Origin of the sequence: Collimonas fungivorans, assembly GCF_001584145.1 — a bacterium.
Taxonomy (GTDB): Bacteria; Pseudomonadota; Gammaproteobacteria; order Burkholderiales; family Burkholderiaceae_D; genus Collimonas; species Collimonas fungivorans.
This window is the reverse complement of the sequence record NZ_CP013232.1, coordinates 3605109-3626605: the sequence shown is the minus strand read 5'-3', so window position 1 is coordinate 3626605 and position 21497 is coordinate 3605109. Positions and strand designations below refer to the sequence as shown.

Here is a 21497-nt window from a genome sequence, read left to right as displayed (position 1 = left end):
TCTACGCCCAAACCGGCGGAAATTTCAGAATCCCGGTTTTCTCACGGTTCCAACAGCTTTTGACCGTCTTGCCGTAGTACGCCATCTGGGCCAAGCTGCCGGGCGGATTGCGCCAGGGCGTCAACCGTGCCAGCGTCGCTATCCAGCGACCCAAAATAACAAGGGCGACCGCAGCCGCCCTTGTCCACCCGCGATCAGGCGATCTTAATTGGAATACAGCAAGCCGCGGCCCGCGCCGTTGACGTAGATCCGGCCGTAGATGTTCCAGTCAGCCGTCATCGCGCCGATGCCGCCGAACTGGTGGGCATCGTCGTTAAAGCGGGTCCAGGTGCTGCCTGCATTGTCGGAAGCCCACACGCCCCACTGGCCGTTGATCACACCCACCACGTAGATTGCGGCCGAGTACGGCGCGCCAACGGCTGCCTTGCCCAGGGCCACAGCGCTGGCACCCTGCGCGTCGGGCCACCCGTTGCCGTTGCTGAAGATAGACGCGAAGTTGTTGAGCTTGGTCCAGGTGGCGCCCGAGTCGACCGAGTGGTACACGGTATCGCCGTCAGCCAGCCAGACATCACCCTCGACGTTCGGATTGACGGCCATCGAGGTGGCGTGCCACGGATTGGCGCGCAGCCCTGCCGACACCGAGCCCTGGCTCAGCGTGAAAGTATGGCCGCCATCCGTCGAGACATAGACCCTGCCTGGCGTTCCCGACCACCATACACCGCCCGAATCGTAGGCATAGACCTTGTTCGGGTTCTTGCGGTCCGCCGCGAGCCGGTAGGCGCGCGTCCAGCCGCCGAACACCGTCAGCGCGGGGAGATTCGTCGCCGTCCAGCTGGCGCCGTTGTCGGTGGTGTAGGACGGTACCGCATTGGACGGCGCCCAGATCGCCTTGTTGCGTGCGGTGACCACGATGTTGGACGCTTCGCGCCCATCGGCCGCGGCGCCGGCAGGCAGGGTGGCGAAGTTCGCCCACGTGGCGCCGCCGTCGCCCGACCAGTACCCGTATCCTGCGCCACCGGACCCGTTCGCGGCGCCGACAGCGGCAATGTATTGCGGATCGGACCAGCTCATGTCGGCCGAATTGCCATTGGTCCAGGCCGTGGTGGGGCCTTTGGTCGGCATCGTCGCGAGGTCCGTCTGGACCCAGGTGCCGATGTCGCCCGCGCTGTTGATGAGCTTGTACGTCGCACCGGCGGGCGGGGTGGTGACGGCCAGGATGACAGTCTCTTCGATGCCGTTCACTTTCAGGGTCCAGCTCGGTGTCGCCGACGAGGCGTTCATCGTCTCCCAGACGCCGGGGCCGTCAAGGTGCATGATGTGGTCGCGGTTGTTCGGATCGATCTCGACGTCATCATTCCAGCCCCAGTACCCGGAGGTGGTCTGCGTGTGAGGCATCTGGGACTCGATTTCGCGCCAGGTGCTGCCGGCGTCGTCGGACAACTGGGTGATCTTCTGGCCGGGGAAATCGGTCCAGGTATCGGTCACGGCCAGCGCGACGCGGGTGGTCGGGCCGCTGCCGTAGACGGACACGCCGCCGTAGCCGCCCGTGGTGGTGGTGCTAAGCAAGGTCCAGACGCCGCTAAGACCGCTATACTTGTAGAGGTAGCCGGGACCATCGCCGCCCGGGCCTGCGTTCTTGTTGAACACCACGTAGTACATGCCATCGGCGGCGCGCGCGAAGTGCGGAATGTAATATCCGGCGACCGCGGTCGGCACCGCGACCGGCGTCCATGAAGAGCCGCCGTTGCTGGACTTGTAGAAGGTCGAGGTCAGTCCCGCCGCGTTGGCGTAGTCGGGGGCGACCGCGGCCCACATGTTCCAGGTCGTCTGGCCGCCGCCCACGTTCCTATTGTCGAAGATGATCTGCTCGACGCCGATTGCGGCGGAATTCATCGTATAGGAAGACAAGCCCGTGACTTGCGCCCAGGTGTGGCCCGAGTCCGCGCTCTTCCACAGGCCGGCATTGCGCGAACCGTAGAACATCGTCGACGGATTGGTCGGATCGAGCATCAAGCGCTCGCCGATCGCCCGGCCCTCACCGTTGCCGTTCACCGTGAACGGCAGGCTGAACCACGTCCAGTTGGCGCCCCGGTCGCTGGAAGCATACAGCCGACCGTTGCCGCCATTGCCCCCGACCAAGTAGACGAGCTGATCGTTGGTGGGATCGACGGCGATGCTTTCGACGTCGTGGAAGGCGGACTCGGCGTGGCTGAAACCCAGGCCGTCGGTGATGGGCATCCATTGCGACGTGGCCTGGTTCCAGCGGTAGGCGCCGCCAACGTCCGTCCGGGCGTACAAGACGTTAGGCGACGTCGGATGATAGATCAGGCCGCTGACATAGCCGCCGCCGCCCCACTTGACGCTGGTCCAGGTGGCCGCCACGCTGCCGGTCGAGGTGCCACCGGATCCATTATTTGGCGTAAACCCCGTGCCGGCTGGCGTGGAGCCAGTGCCGGTTGGAGTGGAGCCAGTGCCGGTTGGAGTGGAGCCAGTGCCGGTTGGAGTGGAACCTGTGCCGGTTGGCGTAGAGCCCGTGCCAGCTGGAGTGGCCTCCGTGCCGGTTGAAGAAGGGCCTGTTCCGGCATCACTCGTGCCGCCACCACACGCGCTGAGTATCAGGCAGGCAGAGATCGTGATAAAGAATTGTTTTTTAAAAAGAGATGTCATATTTTTAGCATGCGATAGTTGTCGTGTGGAAATGTCATTTGTTACGTGCGACGCACTGCGCAAGGTGATCAAGGAAATTAGCCACAGTGCCCCCTTTGCTGTCGACAGGTTTCACGTTCTGGCAATAATTGCTGCACCAGGGTGGCTATGCGACAGCACGCAGGGACACGCTATTTGAGCGGCGTGCCCCCTGCATTGCGATAGGCGGCCGTCTTCGCGAACAGGTTGCCGCCGTCGGTTTCAGCCGTGGTCGACAGGTCCGATCCTTGGCCGAACATCAGAGCCGCGACATGGGCGCTCGCGACCTGGTCCATGTGCGAGAACAGCCAGTCCACCTTGTCGTCCTGGTAGTGGTAGTCGGTGTTGTTCTGTGCCATGTTACCGATCGGGATCTGCCAGACGACGATCGGGTGGCCGACCGCCTCGGCCATCTGTTTCCAATAGGCGAGTTGCGTGGCCCACTTCTGGTCGCTCCAGAATGAGTTGCCATTCCCCAGCTTGGCGTTGAGTCCGGCGTCCGTGGATTCAACCTCCCCGACGAGGAAGTCTGCACCCTTTCCCCCGAGGGTCACGTAATCTTTGGCACATTTATCCACGTTGCCCGGCCAGTCCCAGCAGGTGAGGTGCAGGCCGACGGCCGTGTTGGGAGCGTACTTGCGGGCCATTGCGATCAGGCAGTGAGCCAGCCCCGCCACAGTGTTCGCCTGGTCTGCGCAGTCGGTCGGATTCGCAGCCGTCACCTGCGCCGGGACCTGGTCCAGAGGGCCGTACCCTCGCGCGAAACCAAAAAAATCGGGTTCGAGATCGATCATGTCGTGCGAGGTGCCGATCTTCTGGAGGAAGAAACGGTAGTCGTTCAGGTATCTGGTGAGGAGGTCGACCTGGTTGACCGCCGTCACCTCGTCCTGCCACTTGTTCACGGGTGCCAGGAGGCCGAGTTCAAACCATGTCCACATCACTGTCTGCGGATACGATTTACCTAAGTAGGTGGCCTGCGCAGCGCGGGCTTGGACGCTGGGGATGAGCCCCCCGATGCTACCGCCCGCGCATCCCCACCAGTTCGTCCCAGCCGGGCAGGACGTCGCCGTGTACAGGTTGCTCGACGGTGCCGGCGGACTGACGACGTATTGGTACTGAGCGTCGAATGGTGCGGCAACCGAAAGAGCATCAATCGACGTTCTTCCGATCAACACCGTGCTCTTGCCCATGAAAGTGACATTTGGCGTAGAGCCCGTGCCGGTTGGCGTAGACCCTGTGCCGGTTGGCGTGGAGCCCGTCCCGGATGGAGCAGCCCCCGTGCCGGTTGAGGAAGAACCTGTTCCGGCATCACTCGTGCCGCCACCACACGCGCTGAGTATCAGGCAGGCAGAGATCGTGATAAAGAATTGTTTTTTAAAAAGAAATGTCATATTTTGCGTATGCGATAGTTTCCATATGGAAACTTCATAGCACTATCCGTGCCACATCGAATACCGAACACGCAGTAGAACGAATTCAGGCGAAAAGGCCGAATGCGATCCGCAGTTGTGCCACCAGGATATGGACGAAATTTGACCGAAAAACAAAAAAACTGACAAATTTTGTTAGCGCTAACACCGACTGGGCAGTCTCGTTTAACTTGAACAGGCCCAAATAACTGCACTCAAAATTCGATACAACGAAAAACCAGTTTGTTCTTTTGCTTGCTGCATTGCCCCGTCAGTTTGACCCGCTTGCCATACCCAAAATTTGTCGGCTTTTTCGTCCTTCAATCAAGGTTACTTCGCGGTTTCGGCATGCTCTTCTGATTCATCCGGCTTCATGTTGGAAATTTCATATGGCACGGATTGTGCTGACGGTGTTCCTCCAAGATGGCTGCGCACGTGTCCACCCCGCACCTTATTACCATTCGAAATTCCTTCTGGAAAAATAACTTTTCCCCTTTGACAGGATGGAAAAATTATTCTTACGAACATCTTTTTCTTTTGAATAAAATGACTTTTTTTGTGAAAAAACAAATTTTTATAACAATCTCTGCCTGTCTGATACTTGGCGCTTGCGGTGGCGAACCGATGGGAAATTCCTTTGCGGAAGGCGCCCCAGCGGGAGGTGCTCCAGTGGGAAATACTCAGGTGGACGGGGCTCCAGTGGGAAGTACTCCAGTGGGAAGTACTCCAGTGGGAAATACTCCAGTGGGAAATACTCCAGTGGGAAGTACTCCAGTGGGAAGTACTCCAGTGGGAAGTACTCCAGTGGGAAATACTCCAGTGGGAAGTACTCCAGTGGGAAGTACTCCAGTGGGAAATACTCCAGTGGGAAGTACTCCAGTGGGAGGTACTCCAGTGGGAGGTACTCCAGCGGTCCGCGTTATCAAGCATCCAGGCGCTCCGCTCACCCTCTCGGATCTCCAGACTCTCAAGGCCTACGTCGATCAGGGCAAGGAGCCGTGGAAGTCCGCCTACAACATGTTGGCGAATGACGGCACAGCCCATTTCACCTACCTCATGTCAGGCCCGTTCGCGAAAGTGAGCCGCGCCCCGACGAGCATCTTTGGCCCTGGCGTAAGGACATGGGCGCGATTTGGAATCTTTCGCGGATGTGGTATTTCACTCAGGACGACCGATACGCGAAGAGGGCGCGCGAGGTCCTGCTTGCTTGGGCCAGCACCCAGACTGAATTCTCGGGTCGCGAGTCGATGCTCGATCTGGGCGATTACGCTCTCCAGGTCGTGGGCGGCGCGGACATCCTGCGCAGCACATGGCCGGGCTGGACGGAAGCCGACACGGCGATCGTCAAGAAGTACTTCAAGGACGTCCTGATGCCGGCATCGAACCCCTATGGCGAAAGCCAGTTCGGCGCTGCCAACAAGGGTGCACTGGCCCTCACCGCTCTTGGACTGATGGCGATCTACAACGACGACATCGAGGCATTGGACAAGGTGGTCTATCAGGCTCGCACGCTAGCCCATATCGGACTGCGCAATTCCAACGACATCGGCATGCTCGGCGACTACCTTCGCGACCAAGGACATTCCTATGGGCAGCTCAAGTCGCTGACCATGCTCGCCGAGGCGCTCTGGAGTCAAGGCATCGACATCTATTCCGACTTTGACAACCGCCTGCTGGCGGCGGGTGAGTATTTCGCGCGGGTGAACGAACTCGTCCCGACGACCGCCCTTCCTTTCGGCACCACCGATCGCTACTACCTCACCGACGTCACCAATCGCGGCTGGAACGGCGCCAATGGCGGGAACATAGCGCTCAACCAGATCTATGACGCCTACGTCCTCCGCAAGGGGCTCCAGGCCCCCTTCATCGCCCAGAGACGCCTCTGGATGCCGGTGGACGGCACCAGCTTCATGTTCCTCAAGGAGTCCGACACTTCGAAGGCTACGCCGCCGCCGGCGCTGCCCATTCCTTCGGCCGCCTCGATCACCTCAGGGTTCAACGATGTTGACTTCGGGGGCGCCACCCCAGCCAGCATGGCCACATACGCCAATGGCAAATGGACGGTTCAGGGAGCAGGCAACGACATATTCTGGGGCGCACAAGACGCTTGCCACTTCACCTACAAGGCCATCACCGGCAATGCCGCCATCATCGCGAAAGTCGAGTCCGTCCAGAACACCAATCCGGCCGCAGTGGCGGGCGTGATGATGCGAACAAGCCTGGAAACAGGCGCTCCCCGTGCCTGGATGGCCGTTGCGAACAACGGCCTGGCCAAACAGAGCATGCCGAAGCTCGCCGTGTATGGCGGCACGAACTATGGGACCAAGGCCTTCAACATCGCCAGTTCCACGCCCTCGTACTGGGTGAAGCTCGAGCGCATCGGGAATATCATTACCGGCTACGTTTCTCCCGACGGCACCAATTGGGCTGCCACCGATGTCGGCCGTATCGTCGCCCCTGTTCCCGAAACGATCTATGTTGGTCTGGTGGTCGCCTCGGCCTCCTGGGGTACCCAGAACAGTTCCACCTTCAGCAACGTGCAAATCACCGGTGGCGACGGTGGTGCGCCCAGCGTCGTTCCCGCGGCGCCCGCTATGCTGTTGGCCTCGCCGGGCGATGGCGCGGTCCCGCTGCGCTGGCAGGCGTCCTTCGGCGCTACCAGCTACACGGTCAAGCGCGCCGCCTTCAGCGGCGGCCCATCCTCAACCATCGCGTCGGGTGTCACCGGCAGCAGCTACACGGACAAGTCGGTGATCAACGGCACGACCTACTACTACACCGTCACGGCGACCAACGCCGCCGGCACGAGCGATAATTCTCCCGCGGACAGCGCTACGCCGGAGCATCCGATGGTGAACGTCGCCACCGGTGGCGCCGCCAATGACAGTGCGAACAACCCGACCAACGCCAGAAGCGCCTTCGACCAAAACTCGGGGACGGAATGGTTCCACACGGGCGTGAGCGGCTGGCTGCAGTACGACCTCGGCCACACGGAGCGCGTCCAGCGCTATACGGTCACCAGCGCCAACGACAGGGACCCGCGCGATCCGAAGGACTGGCAGTTCCAGGGCTCCACCGACGGCTCTACCTGGACCACGCTCGACACCCAAAGCAACCAGGTGTTTGCCACACGCTTAAAGCTGAAGACCTACACGATCGCGAATCCGGCCTCCTATCGCTACTACCGGCTCAACATCACAGCCAATAATGGCGATAGCACCTTTACAGATCTCGCCGAATTTGGGCTGTTCGCGTCCAAGCCGTAGTGAGGCCATGGCGCCGATTCAAGTGCACATGCCGCCATGTGGCCGGAGAAATCGACTTGATCAGCGCGTAATGCTGCGCGCCAGCCGGTCGTATTCAAAGATCGCCCGGCGCGCCGGGTTCGCATCGGTGTAGCTGCTTGGCTAGCGGATCGGTATGCCCTGAGTTATCTCCTTTAACCCCAGCGTGGCGACGACGCAGTCGATGTTCCATGTTCCATCGAGGATCGTCGCCAGGTCGATTCGCCCTGACGGCTGGATGAGGCAATGCTCATCCAGCCGGATCGGCTGCGCAGTAAATTTCGCTAAGTTGCTCATTGAGATCGGTGAGGCGTGGCACATAGCATGGCCCGAACCGGTGCAGGATCGCGAAATTCACTTTGTTCAAGCGGTGCATGCCCCGATGATCGCGGTTGGCGCGATGTCCGACGTGTTGCGGTACTAGATGCCGAACACATGGTGGGCCTCGGCTAATGGAACTGGGGATAATTCTTCCGGCCGAGCAGTATTGAGCTACTTCCATTGAGAATCGCCGAGACGTTAAGAAAATAGCCTTGGTCATCCGCTCCCGGTTTCATAGGTAGCTTCCATCGCTGGCCGGCCCGAGCAACAACTTGCCTTGGTACCGGCTAACGATGTGCTAGTTGCTGCTTTACCTCACTGTTGCATACAAAACCCCGCCATTCAACGTGATGTCGACGGCAGGCCCGGAACTCGTGACACTGCTGAAAGAACCGCTGATGCCGCCACCGGCGTCGATCAATGCAAATTTCTGGCCGCTTGTGAAAGTGCCGTTGAATTTTAATGCCAGGACACCACCCAAAACAACCGGGCCGGGCACCGTCAGATGGCCGTAGTCGACGCCCTTGCTGGTGCCGTTGATTGGCAATGTCAAAGAACCGCTTGCGTTTTGTTGATAACTGCCGCCCAACGTCAGCTCAAACTGGGTGTTTCCCAGTCCGAGGCCGGCATTGTTGATCAGGTTGCCGCTGCCGAAAGCATTAGCGCTGGCCGCCAGTACGCTACCGCTGTTGATGACGGCAGTCCCGCTGAAGCTGTTGTTGCGCAAGGTAGTGCTGGCTGTACCGTTCTGCAGGAAAGTCCCGCTGCCGCTGATATTGGAAAGCGTGATGGCGTCGGTCGTGTTTTGAACAATCAGGCTGCCGTCGTTGACAATGCTGTCGGTCGATGCGCCACCGGCCGACTCTGCCGTCAGCAAACTGCTGTCGCCGCTGTAAGTTGCCTGCAACGTCGTGCTCTTGACGTATTGTTGGGTCGAGCTGTTATAGACCAGCTTATCGTAGTTCAAAGGCTGCGGCGAACCGGTTCCCAGCCGTAAAATGGCCTTCGCGCCGATGGTGGTGACGCCGTTGTAATTCTGTGGCTGGCTGAAGGTGACGTCGTTGCCGGCGGTCGACATGATGGTGACATTGCCCGTTCCTGCACTGCCGTCCCGGTCAGGACCGCCGCCACCGCCGGTAATTCCTACGTTCAGCGCGACCGGGCCATTGTAGTTCAAGGCCAGGGTGCCGCCTCGATGCAGGTTGATATAGGCATTCTTTGCTCCCAGCGCCGGGCTCACCGCGAACGGCGACGGCGCGGAGGGCAGGAAAAAGTCATGCGTCGTGCCGTCTCCCCACTGGACCGTGCCGCCGCTTTCGATATTGATGCCTCTATAGCTGCCGTCGTTGCCATTGACGTCATTCGGGCCGCCGCGGTAAATCACTTTCGCCAGATTCAGGCTGGCGTCGCTCAAGCCGGGATTGACCAGATTAGCGCTGCCGTGCGGGCTGTTATCCGTGTGGCTATAAACGCCGCGCATGATGATTCTTGAATTGCCGATGGGATGGAAATTGATATCTCCGCCAAAACTCGCCTCGTAGATATTCTGCGTGACAGTCACCACACTGTTGGGCGCACTCCAGACCAGCCACGACCCTTCATTGACCACTGCCTTGGCATTGGGTATCGATGGGCTGACGTGATTCGTCCCGAAATCCTGTCCGGCGCTCAGCGCCAGGACGCCGGTGAATGGACTGACGCCGCCCATCGAATTGCCGCCCCAAACGTTCGGCAGCTGCGAGATGGAGCCGGTACCGCTGACTTGCCCAAGCAGAATGAACTGGGCACTGTTCAGAACGATGGCGCCGTTGTTGAGAATGTTGTTGAGATTGATCTCTCTGTTGACCACGCTAGCCAGGTTTTTGCTGTCTGAGGTGGCGATAATATTCGGCGAGTTATCCGCGCTGGTATTGCTGCCGATTTGCAGCGTTACGCCAGGGTTGATAGTCAGCACAGGAGGATTACTTCCGGTAATGCTGAGAGCATATCCCATGCCAGGATAGACGGATTTTGTCACTGTCTCAACCTGGCGACTGTCGGGTAGCATGAATGTGCTGGCCTGAGTGAGGACAAAAGTGCTCGGATGGCTACTGCCAGCCGCAGGATTTAAGAGCAGCGTTCCTTGGCCCGAGATCACTCCAGTATAAGTAGTGACGCCGGCCGGTAGATTGATAACGGAGTCGGTGCTGAGCGCGATGTTCTGATTGGCGAGGATAGCCGCGGTAATATCGACAACCGTCGTTGTAGTGCTGGCGTTACTGTTGGTTGTGCCGCCCGTTGTACCGCCATCGCCACCGCCACCACCGCAGCCGGCAGCTGCAAGAGAAACGATCAGTGCAGCAAGGTAGTTCCGGGTCAAAGAATGTGGAGTAGGCATGAGAAATAAAAATAAGCGAGATGGATAGAGAGATCGGCGCCGAGACGATTGGTGGCAGGCCGCGTTGCGAGCGGACTATCGATATCATTTCTCCGACACTTGAAGAAGAATGAAGCGGATAACCAAGCCGACAAGCACATAGCCACCACCCCAACCGAGAACAAAACTCTCCACAATAGTATTTTCTTGAGGCCATTCCTTAAAGAAAGTTGTAGAGTGCAAAAGCAATAAACGGGCCTGGCAATATAATCAAACCGATTACACGGCGATGACTCTGGCATCTTAGGGAAAACTCAAATCGAACTGGAGGACGATGAAGTCCGGGTCGAAATAAAGACGGACCAGCTACTAAAGCTAGTAGCTGGTCCGTTTTTTACTGGTTTCGAGGGTAGCTTCACGCTTGCAGCAATCGGCCTCCATCCTTTTTTAAGGCGCGTTTTGGATGGGGTATTGTTCCTCAGAGTCTGGCCGATATTTAACGCTGCGTTTGCGGTACAGCACCAGCGTCGCGATCAGTCCGCACACGGCAGCAAATGTCATCCATAAGCCCGGCGCGGCCTTATCGCCCGTCGCTTCGATCAACGCGGTGGCGATAGCCGGCGTGAAGCCGCCAAAAATCGCTGTCGCCAGGCTGTAGGCCAGGGAAAAGCCAGCGGTGCGCACCTCGACCGGCATTACCTCGGTCAGCGCGACGACCATAGCCCCGTTGTAGCTGGCATACAGGAACGACAACCACAGTTCGACCACCTGCATCTTCTCGAAACTGGGTGCGCTGGTTAGCCATGTCATGGCTGGATAGGCGGTCAGAACGGTCAGCACGGTGAAGAAAACCAGGATAGGACGACGACCGATCCGGTCCGACAGCGCGCCCATGATCGGCAGCCAGATAAAGTTGGAAATACCAACGCACAGGGTCACGATCAGGCTGTCGGCAGTACTGAGCTTGAGTACGTTCTTGCCGAAAGTTGGGGTGTAAATTGTGATCAGGTAGAACGAGACGGTGGTCATCGCCACCAGCATCATCCCGGTGATCACCAGGCCCCAGTTATCGAGCATCGAGCGGAAAATGGCGCGCGTATCGGGACGCTGCTTGCGTTTCATGAACTCCTCCGTTTCCTGCAAGGAGCGGCGGATCATGAACAGTACCGGCACGATCATGCAACCGATGAAGAACGGAACACGCCAGCCCCAGGAACCGATTTGCAGCGGGGTCAACCATATGTTAAGTGCGTAGCCCAATGCTGCCGCGACGATGATCGCCACCTGCTGGCTGGCCGATTGCCAGCTGACGTAGAAGCCCTTGTTGCCCGGCGTTGCCATCTCAGCCAGGTAGACCGAGACGCCGCCCAGTTCGACGCCGGCGGAAAAACCTTGTAGCAAACGGCCGATCAGCACCAGGAATGGCGCCAGATAGCCGATGGCCGTAAAGCCCGGCACGAAAGCAATCAGAACCGTGCCAAGCGCCATCAGGGCCAGGGTCACGATCAAACCCTGGCGGCGGCCGACGCGGTCGACGTAGGCGCCGAGCAGGATGGCGCCGAGCGGACGCATCAAAAAGCCGGCGCCGAAGGTCATGAAAGTCAGCATCAATGAGGCGAATTCGTCCCCCGAGGGGAAGAAGGTTTTGGAAATGTAAGTGGCGTAAAATCCGAACAGGAAAAAGTCGAACATTTCCATGAAATTACCGCTGGTGACACGGAGGACCGTGCCGAATTTCGACGGAGTTGCTGCTGCGATGACTGTCATTTTTATCTCATAAGCGATTGGAGCCCTGCGCCTCACGCAAGGACATGGCGCAGACTTCTACAAATACCGTTGCTGATCGCGCAGGCGAAGTTAATGCTTCGGATCCAGTCCGCTTTTGATCACTTCGTCGCGCGCCTCGGGCGAGGCAAGGTAACGGATCAATGCGCGAGCGGCATCCGGATGTTTGGCGCCGACCGGTATTCCGACGGAGAACGTGGTAATGCTTTGGACCTGCTCCGGAATCCTGGCGACAAAGTCGACCCCTTGCACTGGTAGAATTTCGCTTACCTGCTGGAAGCCTAGTTCGAATTCGCCGCTAGCCACCAGCGATCCGACGGGAGTTTTCTGGATCATGCGCGCTTTTGGCTTGACTTGTTCTTCAATACCCAGCTTTTTGAACAGTTCGCGCTCGATATAGACGCCGCTCGCGCTGTCAGAATAGGCGATCGATTTAGCGTTGAGCATGGCTGATTTCAAACCCTCCACCGTGCTGATGTCTGGCTTCGCAGCACCCGCTTTTACTGCCATGCCGATGCGGGAATCGGCCAGGTCGACGCGACTGTCGGCATCGACTTTGCCCTGCTTGATCAGGTCGCTCAGTGCATAACCGACCATGATCACGACATCGGCCGATTCACCACGTTCGAGGCGGTTGGGAATCGCCTCCGGCGCCTTGCCCATTGAGGGTCCGAAGGCGGTAGACAAGGTGTTGCCGGTAGCCGCCTCGAATTTGGGCGCCAATGCTTTGTAGGCCGCGGTGAAGCCGCCCGAAATCATCACGTTGATCTCTTCAGCCTGAGTCGTGCTGGAAAATAGGGTTAGGCTGACTGCGCCGAGAGCGAACAGTCGGTAAATTGTTTTTTTGATGCGCACTTTCTTTGTCTCCTGTTTTTTTATGCGACGGTGCTGCAATTGAGGTTTTCTCGAACAATTATCACGAACCTGATTGATAAAGTAAAATGCATAAATATTTACTTTTGATGCGCTAAAGGTATCAATAAAAATGTATCAACTACGTTTTGATTTAAGCGATCTGCAAGCCATGGTGGCGGTGGTGGAGCAGGGCGGTTTCCGGGCGGCGGCGCTGGCGCTGAATATCTCGCAGCCGGCGTTGTCACGCCGCATCGGCAAGCTGGAAGACGCACTCAACGTCAAACTGTTTGAACGCACCACCCGGCGCGTGGCGCTAACCCTGGTAGGGCGTGAATTTTTCGCCAAGGCAGTCGAGATCCTCGATGGCGTCGAAACGTCTCTGCACAACATCAGCGACATTTCCTATACGCATTTTGGGCAGATCACGGTGGCCTGCGTGCCTTCGATAGCACACAATTTTCTGGCGCCGATCCTGCAGCGCTTCAATGCGCAATTTCCCTCGATTCGCATCCGCATTGTGGACGAAGGCGCACATGAAGTGCTGAACAACGTTGCCCGCGGAGATTCCGATTTCGGCATCAATTTTCTCGGCACGCAGGAACAGGGCATCGACTTCGAACCGATCATGCAGGAGAGTTTTGTGATGGCCTGCTTGCCCGACCATCCATTGGCGCGCCGGCGCGCCGTCAGCTGGCAAGATATCGGAAAATATCCCTACATGACGGTAGCCAAATCGAGCGGTAACCGGATGATGCTGGATATGGCGATGGCGCCGTCGGAAAAACAGCCCGCCTCGTTCATTGAAGTGCGCCATGTTTCAACGTTGCTTGAGATGGTGAAGGCCGGGCTCGGCATTGCCGTGGTGCCGCAACTTGCGATGCCGTCGGATCACCTGAGCGTCCTACGCGCAATCCCGCTCAAGGAGCCGGCTATCACGCGTACATTGGGCATTATTCGCCGATCCGGCCGCGTGTTCTCGCCAGCTGCGCAAAATCTCTATGAAATGCTGAAAGAGGCATCAGCATGTACACCCATGGCATGAGCGTGCGCAAGATGTAGGGTCATGTGCTGGGGCGGTATCGCACGCAGGTGACGGCTCAACTCCGACGCCAACATATGCTCGGCCTACATCTTCTTGTAGCGGTCCAGTCAGAGCAGATTCACCAAGGACCAACTCGGTATCCTTGTTCTGCAGTCGGGCCTACAACCGGTCTATCAGCGCGACATGGATGAGGTTAAAGGTTTTCTGCTTCTTCGATTTTTGTGATTATTATGCCGCTCATGATATTTCTCTTTCGACATCATTTTGTGATCTCGTTCGCGCAGAAAATTTCACAGACTCCAAGTTACACAAAACTGCGGCAGTTGATGATAGCGCTAACAAAATTTGTCAGTTTTTTATTTTTTGGTCAAATTTTTGTCCATGTCCTGGTAGTGCAAGTGCGAATCGCTTTCTGATGTTTCATCTGAATTCGTTTGACTGCATGTTAAACATTCGATTTGGCACGGATCGTGCTGCTGCTGTTGCCTAATGGTCGCAGTACGGCACTGATCCGTACTTCAATCGAGTCCACATCTATCGGGGAGCTTTGAGCAGAGCCGAAACCGCCGCATTGATGTGACATTCGGACTGCTGTCATGTATCTCGCAAGCACATGTCGGCAGTCAAGATCGCATGAGAAATTTGCCTGCGGAATACGTCTGCGGGATGCCGCGATAATTGTTGGGAGTTATGTTTCAGATATCAATATTAAAAAAGATCGCGACGTATTTATTGACGCTTCTATCGTTTTCATACACGACAGCGGCCTTTTGTGAAGACCGGTTTTATGTCATTTGGCGAGATATCGGATTGCCGGATGCAACACGCCTAGTCAGTCAATATTCAGGCCGCTCGATTCATTTAGCTCGAGAAGTAGGGGGAACAATTAACCTTGCCTCAAGCGAGCCGCTTTCATCGGATGAGATTTTTATCAAGTTCCAAAAATCACTTGGGGAACGAGGACTGACATTGGTGCTTGTTGATGGCAATGAGTATCAGATAGAGGCGGCAAATTCAAATACGGTAAGTGACCAGGCAGTTGCTCTACGTGCCCCAGAAATTGTCACGGCAGAACCGGCGAAGACACTTCCTCCATCTGCAAAACTCACCTACAGCCAACCAGAAGCAGTCGCCAAGCGTCGACATGTAGGCGCTATATTTGCGTTCGAACAGCGCGCGCAGGCAATTGCTTCGCAGCTCCGTGCGGCTGGAGCCGAAGCCATCGTTCTTGCGTCGAACGATCCAGCGGATAAGGAATTTTCTGTTGTATTGCTGTACCGTGACAACAAAGAAGGTTATCAAGCAATGATTACCGCGATAGAACAGGCCGGATTAAATAATCTGATTTCCGCGCCGACGTTACCGGTTGAATTTTCTACGCAGGGAACCTCAGGTCGCCGCAGTCAGTGAGTCCGTAGACTTACCAGGCAGCATGCGGCGAAGCCGGATCAACGCTTTGCGTCACTTTTTGTGACGAAGCGAGAGGTCTGACTTTATTGCAAAAGCAGGCATGGTTCATGCATTGCGTTGAGGGCGATGAGGATCATGCCAAGCAACGGCGCGTCTTTAGACACAAATGCCGGCGGCGAACCTCTTGGCAAACATTTACATCGGCTGCGGCACGGAATGCGCTTCAAATTGAAGCTTGGTCCGGATCGCCGATCGATATCCGGAACCAGCGTCGCTGGTATTCCTTCAATTTCACGGAGTTTTGGATGACTATATTTACCCTGCGACACACTGCTGCACTACTGCTTGCGCTCTTCCTTTTCGGTTGCGGCGGCGGAGGCGATAGCACCCAGGGCGGTAGTACTTCAGGTGGCAGTACTTCAGGCGACAGTACAACAGGCGGCAGTACAACAGGTGGCAGTACAACAGGTGGCAGTACAACAGGTGGCGGTACAACAGGTGGCGGTACAACAGGCGGCGGTACAACAGGCGGCGGTACTTCAGGCGGCGGCACTACAGGTGCCGCAGCTACTTCCGCTTTGGTGACCAAGCTCGGCAAACCCTCCCGAGTGCTGGTCGGACTCGGCGCGGCAATTCATTGGCGCAAATGCAAAGCCAGAGTATTCACCCGGATATCGTTGATACTTACCTGGTGGGGGTCGGCGCAGGCGCGTGGCCTACCTGGAACAGTCCCGATGGCGCGTACATCACGTACACTGCGCAGGCCATCCAGGCCTACGGCGCAACCCCGATGTTCACCTTTTATCAGATGGCGCAGAACGGCGGCAGCAACTTGAGCGGAATCAACGATGCGACGTTCATGAACAACTACTGGGCGCAGGCCCGGCTGATGTATCAACGCATTGCCGCGCTCAATGCGCCCGTTCTGATCAATCTGGAGCCGGATTTCTGGGGTTTCGTATGGGCGCAGGCGCCGGGGCATGATCCGGCCCAGATACCTGCCGTCGTCAGCAGCCAGGCCGAATGCAGCGGATTGCCGAATAGCGCCGCCGGCATCGGCCAGTGCCTGGTGCAGATGGGCAGGAAGATCGCACCTAATGCGTTGCTCGGATTCCCGCCCTCGTTCTGGTCTGGCTCCCCGGCTGAGATCGGCGCCGAAATGAAAGCGGTTGGGGCACATCAGGCGGATTTCATCGTTGCCCAAACCAGCGATCGAGACGCCGGCTGCCTGGAAGTTGCATCGCCTCCAGCCGAATGCGCGGGGCGAACCGGGACTTTCTATTGGGACGCAAACAATATCGCCACACCGAACTTCCACCAATCGCAGAGCGCGATCTCGGACTATCGCACCGCGCTGAGCAATGGACTCCCGATCCTGTGGTGGCAGACGCCGATGGGTGTGCCGTCCGCTACGCCTGGCGGCACTAACCAACACTATCGCGATAATCGTGTCGACTACATGCTGCGCAACACACAAGAATACGGCGATATCCATACCTTCGCAATCGTCTTCAGCGCAGGGGGGAGCTTCCAAACGACGATCAACACTGACGGTGGGCAATTTGCCCGTCTCCTGAGTCAGTATCTCACGCAAGGCGGGGCCGCTCTGCGATAGCGATGGCAGTGCGCCATCGGCGACAACCTGGTTGCTCAAGCGTTACAGCTTGGGTCTCCGGGTTGAACTACGGATGCAAGGCTCCCATGCCGGATGGTACGTCGTTCCGTTATCGGCTAATTGACGCGGCGTAAGGAATTCCCGACGCCGATTTCTCACCCGCCCACCCGAAAATCATGATTTCCTGATGCCCTCCGTTCCTCGGATCCATTAGCATATCTGCTAATGGAATATAAAAATAAAATAGCATTTTTGTAAATTCATCTGATTTCATCTTAACAACCGAAGGCAAGTAATGAAGAATGCAGACGACACGGCTGAGTACATTAAAAATGCCAACAAGATGCTGGACGCCGTCATCGCCAAGCTGGAACTGAAAAACGACGCCGCACTTTCGCGCCGCCTCGAAGTGGCTCCGCCTGTCATCAGTAAAATCCGCCATGGCCGGCTGCGGGTCGGCGCATCCATCCTGATCAGCCTTCATGAAACCAGCAATCTTTCAATTGCTGAACTGAAGAGTTTTTTTTAGGCGCAGCGGCATGTTCCAGGTCGGACCGGCATTTTAGTTCCGATTGCCATGGGGACCCTGTGAACGGTAGGTATCAATTGGATGCCTACATAAGGATTTTTACCATATCATGCTGCATAAGGCATCCTTGGGAAAGCCTTGTCCTCAAATGGCAATAGGAATCTGAATGATGAGTTTGCGCTGGTGTCGTCGACTGATCGTAATGCTGTGGCTGGCTTTCCTGCTGCCGGCGGCAATTTGCCAGCAGCTGCCGCTGCGTTACTACAGCCAGTCGGATGGTTTGACAAACATGGTTGTCAACGCCCTGGCGCAAGAGCCTGGCGGCTATCTGTGGATTGGCACCCAGAACGGTTTGTTCCGCTACGACGGCGCGCGCTTCCAGCGTTTTGAATTGCGCCAAGGCTTGCCCACGCCGTTTATCACCACATTGCATGTCGACGGCAGCGGCCGCCTGTGGGTCGGCACCAGCGAAGGTTTGTACCTGTGGCAGGGGCAGCGTTTCGTGCCCATGCAGTTTCAAAATGTACAGTTCGCTTTCTATCAAGGACAGACCTTCGCCACACTGGGGCCGGACCGCCTGCTGGTAATAAGCCAAGACCGCTTGTGGCTGGTGCTGTCCGCGGATCAAGGCCATTCCTGGCAGGCGCATGAGTTTTTCGATGCAGGGCAACTGTCGCCTCATCCTGAGATGAAAAGCCTTGTCACCATTCATGTCGGCCAGCATGGAGATTTGTGGATGGGTTGCGGGCACATGCTGTGCCATTACGACCAGGGGAAGTTGCTGGTGCTGGGAAAGGAAAGCGGTTTGCCCGTCGGCGAAAATTGGGACGCCATTCTTCATGACCGTCAAGGCATGCTCTGGGCGCGCGGCAAGCACAAGGTATTTGTGCTGCCGCCAGGTGGCCATGTCTTCCAGGACCGTTCGCCAGACCCGAACCAGCAGCAGAAGGCGCACGGAATTCCGTTCCTGGCGATGGACGCCACCGGCAGGGTGTTCAGCCGGCAAGACGAAGGCATCCTGCGCTGGAACGGCAAGCGCTGGGAATCCTTTAACGAGTCCAGCGGACTGACAGTAGGCGGCGGCATCAATTCCATCGTGTTTGATCGCGACGGCGGCGTCTGGCTCGGATCGGCGGGCCATGGGCTGGTGCATTGGATAGGTTATCCGAACTGGGAGAACTGGACTTCCAGGCAAGGCCTGCCCAGCAATGTCGTGCTGTCGTTCTTGCGCGACCGGCAAAATTTGCTGCATGTAGGTACCCGTTCCGGTTCCGCCACATTGCAGAAGAATGGATATTTTTCCGTTACTGCAGGAACCTATGGCGGCACCTCCCATCAATGGGCCAATATGGCTGAAGATGCCCAAGGCAATATCTGGGCCGGCTCGCTTTCAGGGCTCCTGGTTCGCCGCGGGCGCGGCGCCGAAGCGGACGTCAAGGTCGCTCAGCTGCCATCGATCAACAGCCTGTTTTTCGACCGCTCGGGACAACTCTGGATTGCTACCGAGATCGGCATTTACAGCATCAGGCAGCCGCAATCCAATCCGGTTCCGGTAAAAGTAACGGAGTTTCTTTCGATTGAGGATATCAACGCCTACCAAGGATGCCAGGGCCGGGGCGGAGTGCTCTGGTTTGTTACCGACAAGGGACTGCTGCGTTTTGACGGTGTGCATTGGCGCAAGCCGCGAACCAGGCCGGCGGCGCAGGTTTTCCAGCCTAGCACCATCGCTTGCACCCATAATGAAACATTGTGGCTGGGCGCTGAAGAGGGGAATGTCTGGCGCGGCGTCGAACAGGACGAGGCAGTGGAGATAAGCGAGGTGACGCCGCCGCTGCTGCAGGATCAGTCGGTGATGGCGTTGTTCGAAGACAGCCGGGGCTGGTTGTGGGTATCCACGGACGCCGGAATCGGCGTATGGAATCACAAGCAATGGCGGTTTTTCAACCAGGATAGCGGGCTGGTGTGGAACGACACGGACATGCGCTCCTTTTACGAAGACAGCGACGGCTCGATGTGGGTAGCGACCAGCGGCGGCGCCTCCCATATCCTGCGGCCGGAATCGCTGTTTGCGCCGTTGCAGCTGGATGTGCTGGTGGAAAGCATCGGGCGCGACGGCGAAACCCTTGCCCGCGGCCAGCCTGTGCGCTTGCCGTGGAGCTCCGGTCCGCTCAATTTCAAGCTCGCTGCATTGTCTTACCAGAACCGCGAGACCCTGAATTTTCGTTACCGCATGCAAGGGCTGGAATCTGACTGGTCGAAGACCAGCGTCCCCGAAGTGCGCTACGCGGCTTTACCTCCAGGCCATTATCGTTTCCAGGTGGCGGCCGACAATCCCCCTATGCAGGCTTATTCGTCGACGGCGGAAGTCGAGGTCGTGATCCTGCCGCCGTGGTGGTCTACCTGGACTTTCTACGTCTCTTGCGGCTTGCTGTCGCTGCTGCTTCTGTACCTGATGCATCGCTACCGCGTGCGCAGGCTGGAGGCCCGCCAACGGCTCAAGGAACAGCAGGCGCAGGAGCGCGCTTATGAACTGGAAGCGTCGCGGGAGGAAGAGCGCAAGCACCTGACGCGCGAAATCCATGATGAGCTGGGGCAGCACTTGTCAGCGCTGCGCATGGGCGTGTCGGTGGTGGGCCTGGAGTTCGGAGGGAAAAATCCGTCGCTGCAAGGAAAAATCGAACGCATGGTGACACTGGTCGACGCTACCATCAAGGTCGTGCGCAATGTCGTGTCGTCGCTGCGGCCGTCGGCGCTGGACATGGGAATAGTGTCGGCGCTGGAGTGGCTGACCGAAGAATTTACCGCCAATACCGGCATTCCGTGCCGCCTCGATGTGCGCGAGGAAAACATTGTCCTGGATGACAAGCGGACGACGACCATTTTCCGTATCGCGCAGGAATCATTGACCAATATCAGCCGCCATGCGCAAGCGAGCCGGACAGAAATCAGCCTGGAGAGAAAGGAAAAACATTACTTGCTGGAGGTACGCGATAACGGCAGGGGTTTTGATGCCAGCATACAAAAAAAGAAATCATTCGGCCTGGTCGGGATCCGCGAACGGGCCCACATGCTCGGCGGCGAGGTGAGTATTTTCAGCGAGCCCGGCGCCGGCGCCACGATCAGAGTGTCGATTCCCATCGCCGATGCGACAGAGAATCAATGAGGGCGGGGCCGGCTATCACTCGATAAGGTTGTAGGTAATCGCGTAGCGCACCAGCTCGGCATTGTTCTGAAAGTTCATTTTCTGCATCAGCCGCGCTTTATGGGTGCTGACAGTCTTGTTGCTGATCGCCAGTTCTTCGGCAACTTCGTTGACGCTTTTGCCGCGCACCAGCAGGCGCAGGATGTGGAACTCCCGGTCGGATAGGAGTTCATGCGGCGGGCGCTGGTCGGAGCTGCTCGATTCGAACACCATCTGTTCTGCCAGTTCAGGATCGATGAAGCGTCCTCCCGCCACTACTTTGCGGATGGCGGCCATCAGTATTTCCGGTTTGTTATCCTTGGTCAGGTAGCCGGCGGCGCCGGCGGCCAGGGCCCGGCGCGCAATCGGCAGCTCATTGTGCATGCTGAGCACCAGGATCGGCGGATTGGATTCGTGGGCGCGGATACGCTGGATAAGGTTGACGCCGCTGACACCCGGCATGGTCATGTCCAGCAATACCAGGTCGATGCCGCCCGCCTGCAAGGCATCGAGCACTTGTCCGCCGTTGACGGCTTCCTCGACTACCGCCACTTCTTTACCAAGCGCAAACAATTGTTTCAGTCCTTCACGCATGATCGCGTGATCGTCGGCAATCAGTACTCGTATCATGAATCCCTCAATTCATTATGGATGGAAATGCCAGCCGCACTTTTGCGTCATGAGCTGCCATTCGCGGAACCATCGTTTTTTTCGCCATTATCGCGCACCTTCCGGCAAGCAGTCGTTTTCTTTTCCTCGTGTCATTCCTGCAACAGATTTAACTTCTGCCGCTGTCCTGGATTTTACTTGATACAGCGGCAAGCTCCAGTCTATGGAGAGCAGGGAAATCCTTACATCAAGTTCAGGATATGACGATATTTCCTCTATGAAAGAATTGTTATTCTCGCGTCTGTCCGGCATTGCGGCGTGGCTGCACCATCAAGCTCCTTGTTTGCCGATGCGGAAAAACGCTATGCCAGCTGGCATTCGCTATCGTTTGTTGGAAAAAGTTTCCATTTGAAAAG

At 57.4% G+C, this 21497-nt stretch carries 13 protein-coding genes and 1 pseudogene; 7 read left to right on the top strand and 7 right to left on the bottom strand.

Annotation, left to right across the window (positions count from 1 at the left end; translation table 11 throughout):
* Positions 1–204: 204 nt before the first annotated feature.
* Both CFter6_RS15515 and CFter6_RS15510 read right to left on the bottom strand, forming a co-directional pair.
* Positions 205–2382 carry a dockerin gene (locus CFter6_RS15515; protein ID WP_236904290.1) on the bottom strand — a complete coding sequence of 726 codons (2178 nt, stop codon included), beginning with the start codon at positions 2380–2382 and terminating at the stop codon, positions 205–207.
* 455 nt (positions 2383–2837) lie between these two features.
* Entirely contained in the window at positions 2838–3875 is a 1038-nt protein-coding gene (locus tag CFter6_RS15510; RefSeq protein ID WP_236904289.1) for a hypothetical protein, read from the bottom strand.
* Positions 3876–5215: 1340 nt separating this feature from the next.
* Here CFter6_RS15510 and CFter6_RS15505 point away from each other — a divergent pair.
* Entirely contained in the window at positions 5216–7360 is a 2145-nt protein-coding gene (locus tag CFter6_RS15505; protein WP_236904288.1) for a discoidin domain-containing protein, read from the top strand.
* Positions 7361–7429: 69 nt separating this feature from the next.
* On the opposite strand, the pseudogene CFter6_RS26480 reads toward CFter6_RS15505, so the two are convergent.
* The 4 genes and pseudogenes from CFter6_RS26480 to CFter6_RS15485 form a co-directional block, all read right to left on the bottom strand.
* Positions 7430–7825, bottom strand: a pseudogene (locus CFter6_RS26480) (Tn3 family transposase); the annotation flags it as partial.
* Positions 7826–8009: 184 nt separating this feature from the next.
* The gene (locus tag CFter6_RS15495; RefSeq protein ID WP_236904287.1) at positions 8010–9653 is read right to left on the bottom strand and encodes an autotransporter outer membrane beta-barrel domain-containing protein; all 1644 of its coding nucleotides are present in this window, start codon (positions 9651–9653) and stop codon (positions 8010–8012) included.
* An 849-nt stretch (positions 9654–10502) separates the two neighbouring features.
* A complete protein-coding gene (gene tcuC, locus CFter6_RS15490) occupies positions 10503–11822 on the bottom strand; it encodes an MFS transporter (protein ID WP_061540692.1) in 1320 nt (439 codons plus the stop codon).
* Between the two features lie 90 nt (positions 11823–11912).
* Entirely contained in the window at positions 11913–12689 is a 777-nt protein-coding gene (locus CFter6_RS15485) for a substrate-binding domain-containing protein (RefSeq protein ID WP_417924805.1), read from the bottom strand.
* 136 nt (positions 12690–12825) lie between these two features.
* On the opposite strand from CFter6_RS15485, the gene CFter6_RS15480 reads away from it, so the two are divergent.
* The 5 genes from CFter6_RS15480 (at position 12826) to CFter6_RS15455 (ending at position 20454) form a co-directional block, all read left to right on the top strand.
* Positions 12826–13737 carry a LysR family transcriptional regulator gene (locus CFter6_RS15480; protein ID WP_061540691.1) on the top strand — a complete coding sequence of 304 codons (912 nt, stop codon included), beginning with the start codon at positions 12826–12828 and terminating at the stop codon, positions 13735–13737.
* Between the two features lie 690 nt (positions 13738–14427).
* Positions 14428–15147: a hypothetical protein gene (locus tag CFter6_RS15470; RefSeq protein WP_061540689.1), complete on the top strand. Its 720-nt coding sequence runs from the start codon at positions 14428–14430 to the stop codon at positions 15145–15147.
* A gap of 646 nt (positions 15148–15793) precedes the next feature.
* The gene (locus tag CFter6_RS15465; protein ID WP_236904286.1) at positions 15794–16762 is read left to right on the top strand and encodes a hypothetical protein; all 969 of its coding nucleotides are present in this window, start codon (positions 15794–15796) and stop codon (positions 16760–16762) included.
* A gap of 295 nt (positions 16763–17057) precedes the next feature.
* The gene (locus CFter6_RS15460) at positions 17058–17291 is read left to right on the top strand and encodes a hypothetical protein (protein ID WP_061540688.1); all 234 of its coding nucleotides are present in this window, start codon (positions 17058–17060) and stop codon (positions 17289–17291) included.
* A 166-nt stretch (positions 17292–17457) separates the two neighbouring features.
* Positions 17458–20454 carry a sensor histidine kinase gene (locus CFter6_RS15455; RefSeq protein ID WP_082814814.1) on the top strand — a complete coding sequence of 999 codons (2997 nt, stop codon included), beginning with the start codon at positions 17458–17460 and terminating at the stop codon, positions 20452–20454.
* Between the two features lie 15 nt (positions 20455–20469).
* Here the strand turns inward: CFter6_RS15455 and CFter6_RS15450 are convergent, their stop codons facing one another.
* Positions 20470–21102, bottom strand: a complete 633-nt coding sequence (locus CFter6_RS15450) for a response regulator (RefSeq protein ID WP_061540686.1) — start codon at positions 21100–21102, stop codon at positions 20470–20472.
* Between the two features lie 256 nt (positions 21103–21358).
* Between CFter6_RS15450 and CFter6_RS26695 the strand changes: the two genes are divergently transcribed.
* Entirely contained in the window at positions 21359–21493 is a 135-nt protein-coding gene (locus tag CFter6_RS26695) for a hypothetical protein (protein WP_257722406.1), read from the top strand.
* The last annotated feature ends 4 nt before the right edge of the window (positions 21494–21497 follow it).

Bases quoted from the DNA above. Each gene is read 5' to 3' on its own strand.
- CFter6_RS15465 (WP_236904286.1), top strand. From the start codon at position 15,794: ATGCAAAGCCAGAGTATTCACCCGGATATCGTTGATACTTACCTGGTG.
- CFter6_RS15480 (WP_061540691.1), top strand. From the start codon at position 12,826: ATGTATCAACTACGTTTTGATTTAAGCGATCTGCAAGCCATGGTGGCG.
- CFter6_RS15510 (WP_236904289.1), bottom strand. From the start codon at position 3,875: ATGGGCAAGAGCACGGTGTTGATCGGAAGAACGTCGATTGATGCTCTT.
- CFter6_RS26695 (WP_257722406.1), top strand. From the start codon at position 21,359: ATGAAAGAATTGTTATTCTCGCGTCTGTCCGGCATTGCGGCGTGGCTG.
- CFter6_RS15455 (WP_082814814.1), top strand. From the start codon at position 17,458: ATGATGAGTTTGCGCTGGTGTCGTCGACTGATCGTAATGCTGTGGCTG.
- CFter6_RS15470 (WP_061540689.1), top strand. From the start codon at position 14,428: ATGTTTCAGATATCAATATTAAAAAAGATCGCGACGTATTTATTGACG.
- tcuC (WP_061540692.1), bottom strand. From the start codon at position 11,822: ATGACAGTCATCGCAGCAGCAACTCCGTCGAAATTCGGCACGGTCCTC.
- CFter6_RS15505 (WP_236904288.1), top strand. From the start codon at position 5,216: ATGGGCGCGATTTGGAATCTTTCGCGGATGTGGTATTTCACTCAGGAC.
- CFter6_RS15450 (WP_061540686.1), bottom strand. From the start codon at position 21,102: ATGATACGAGTACTGATTGCCGACGATCACGCGATCATGCGTGAAGGA.
- CFter6_RS15460 (WP_061540688.1), top strand. From the start codon at position 17,058: ATGAAGAATGCAGACGACACGGCTGAGTACATTAAAAATGCCAACAAG.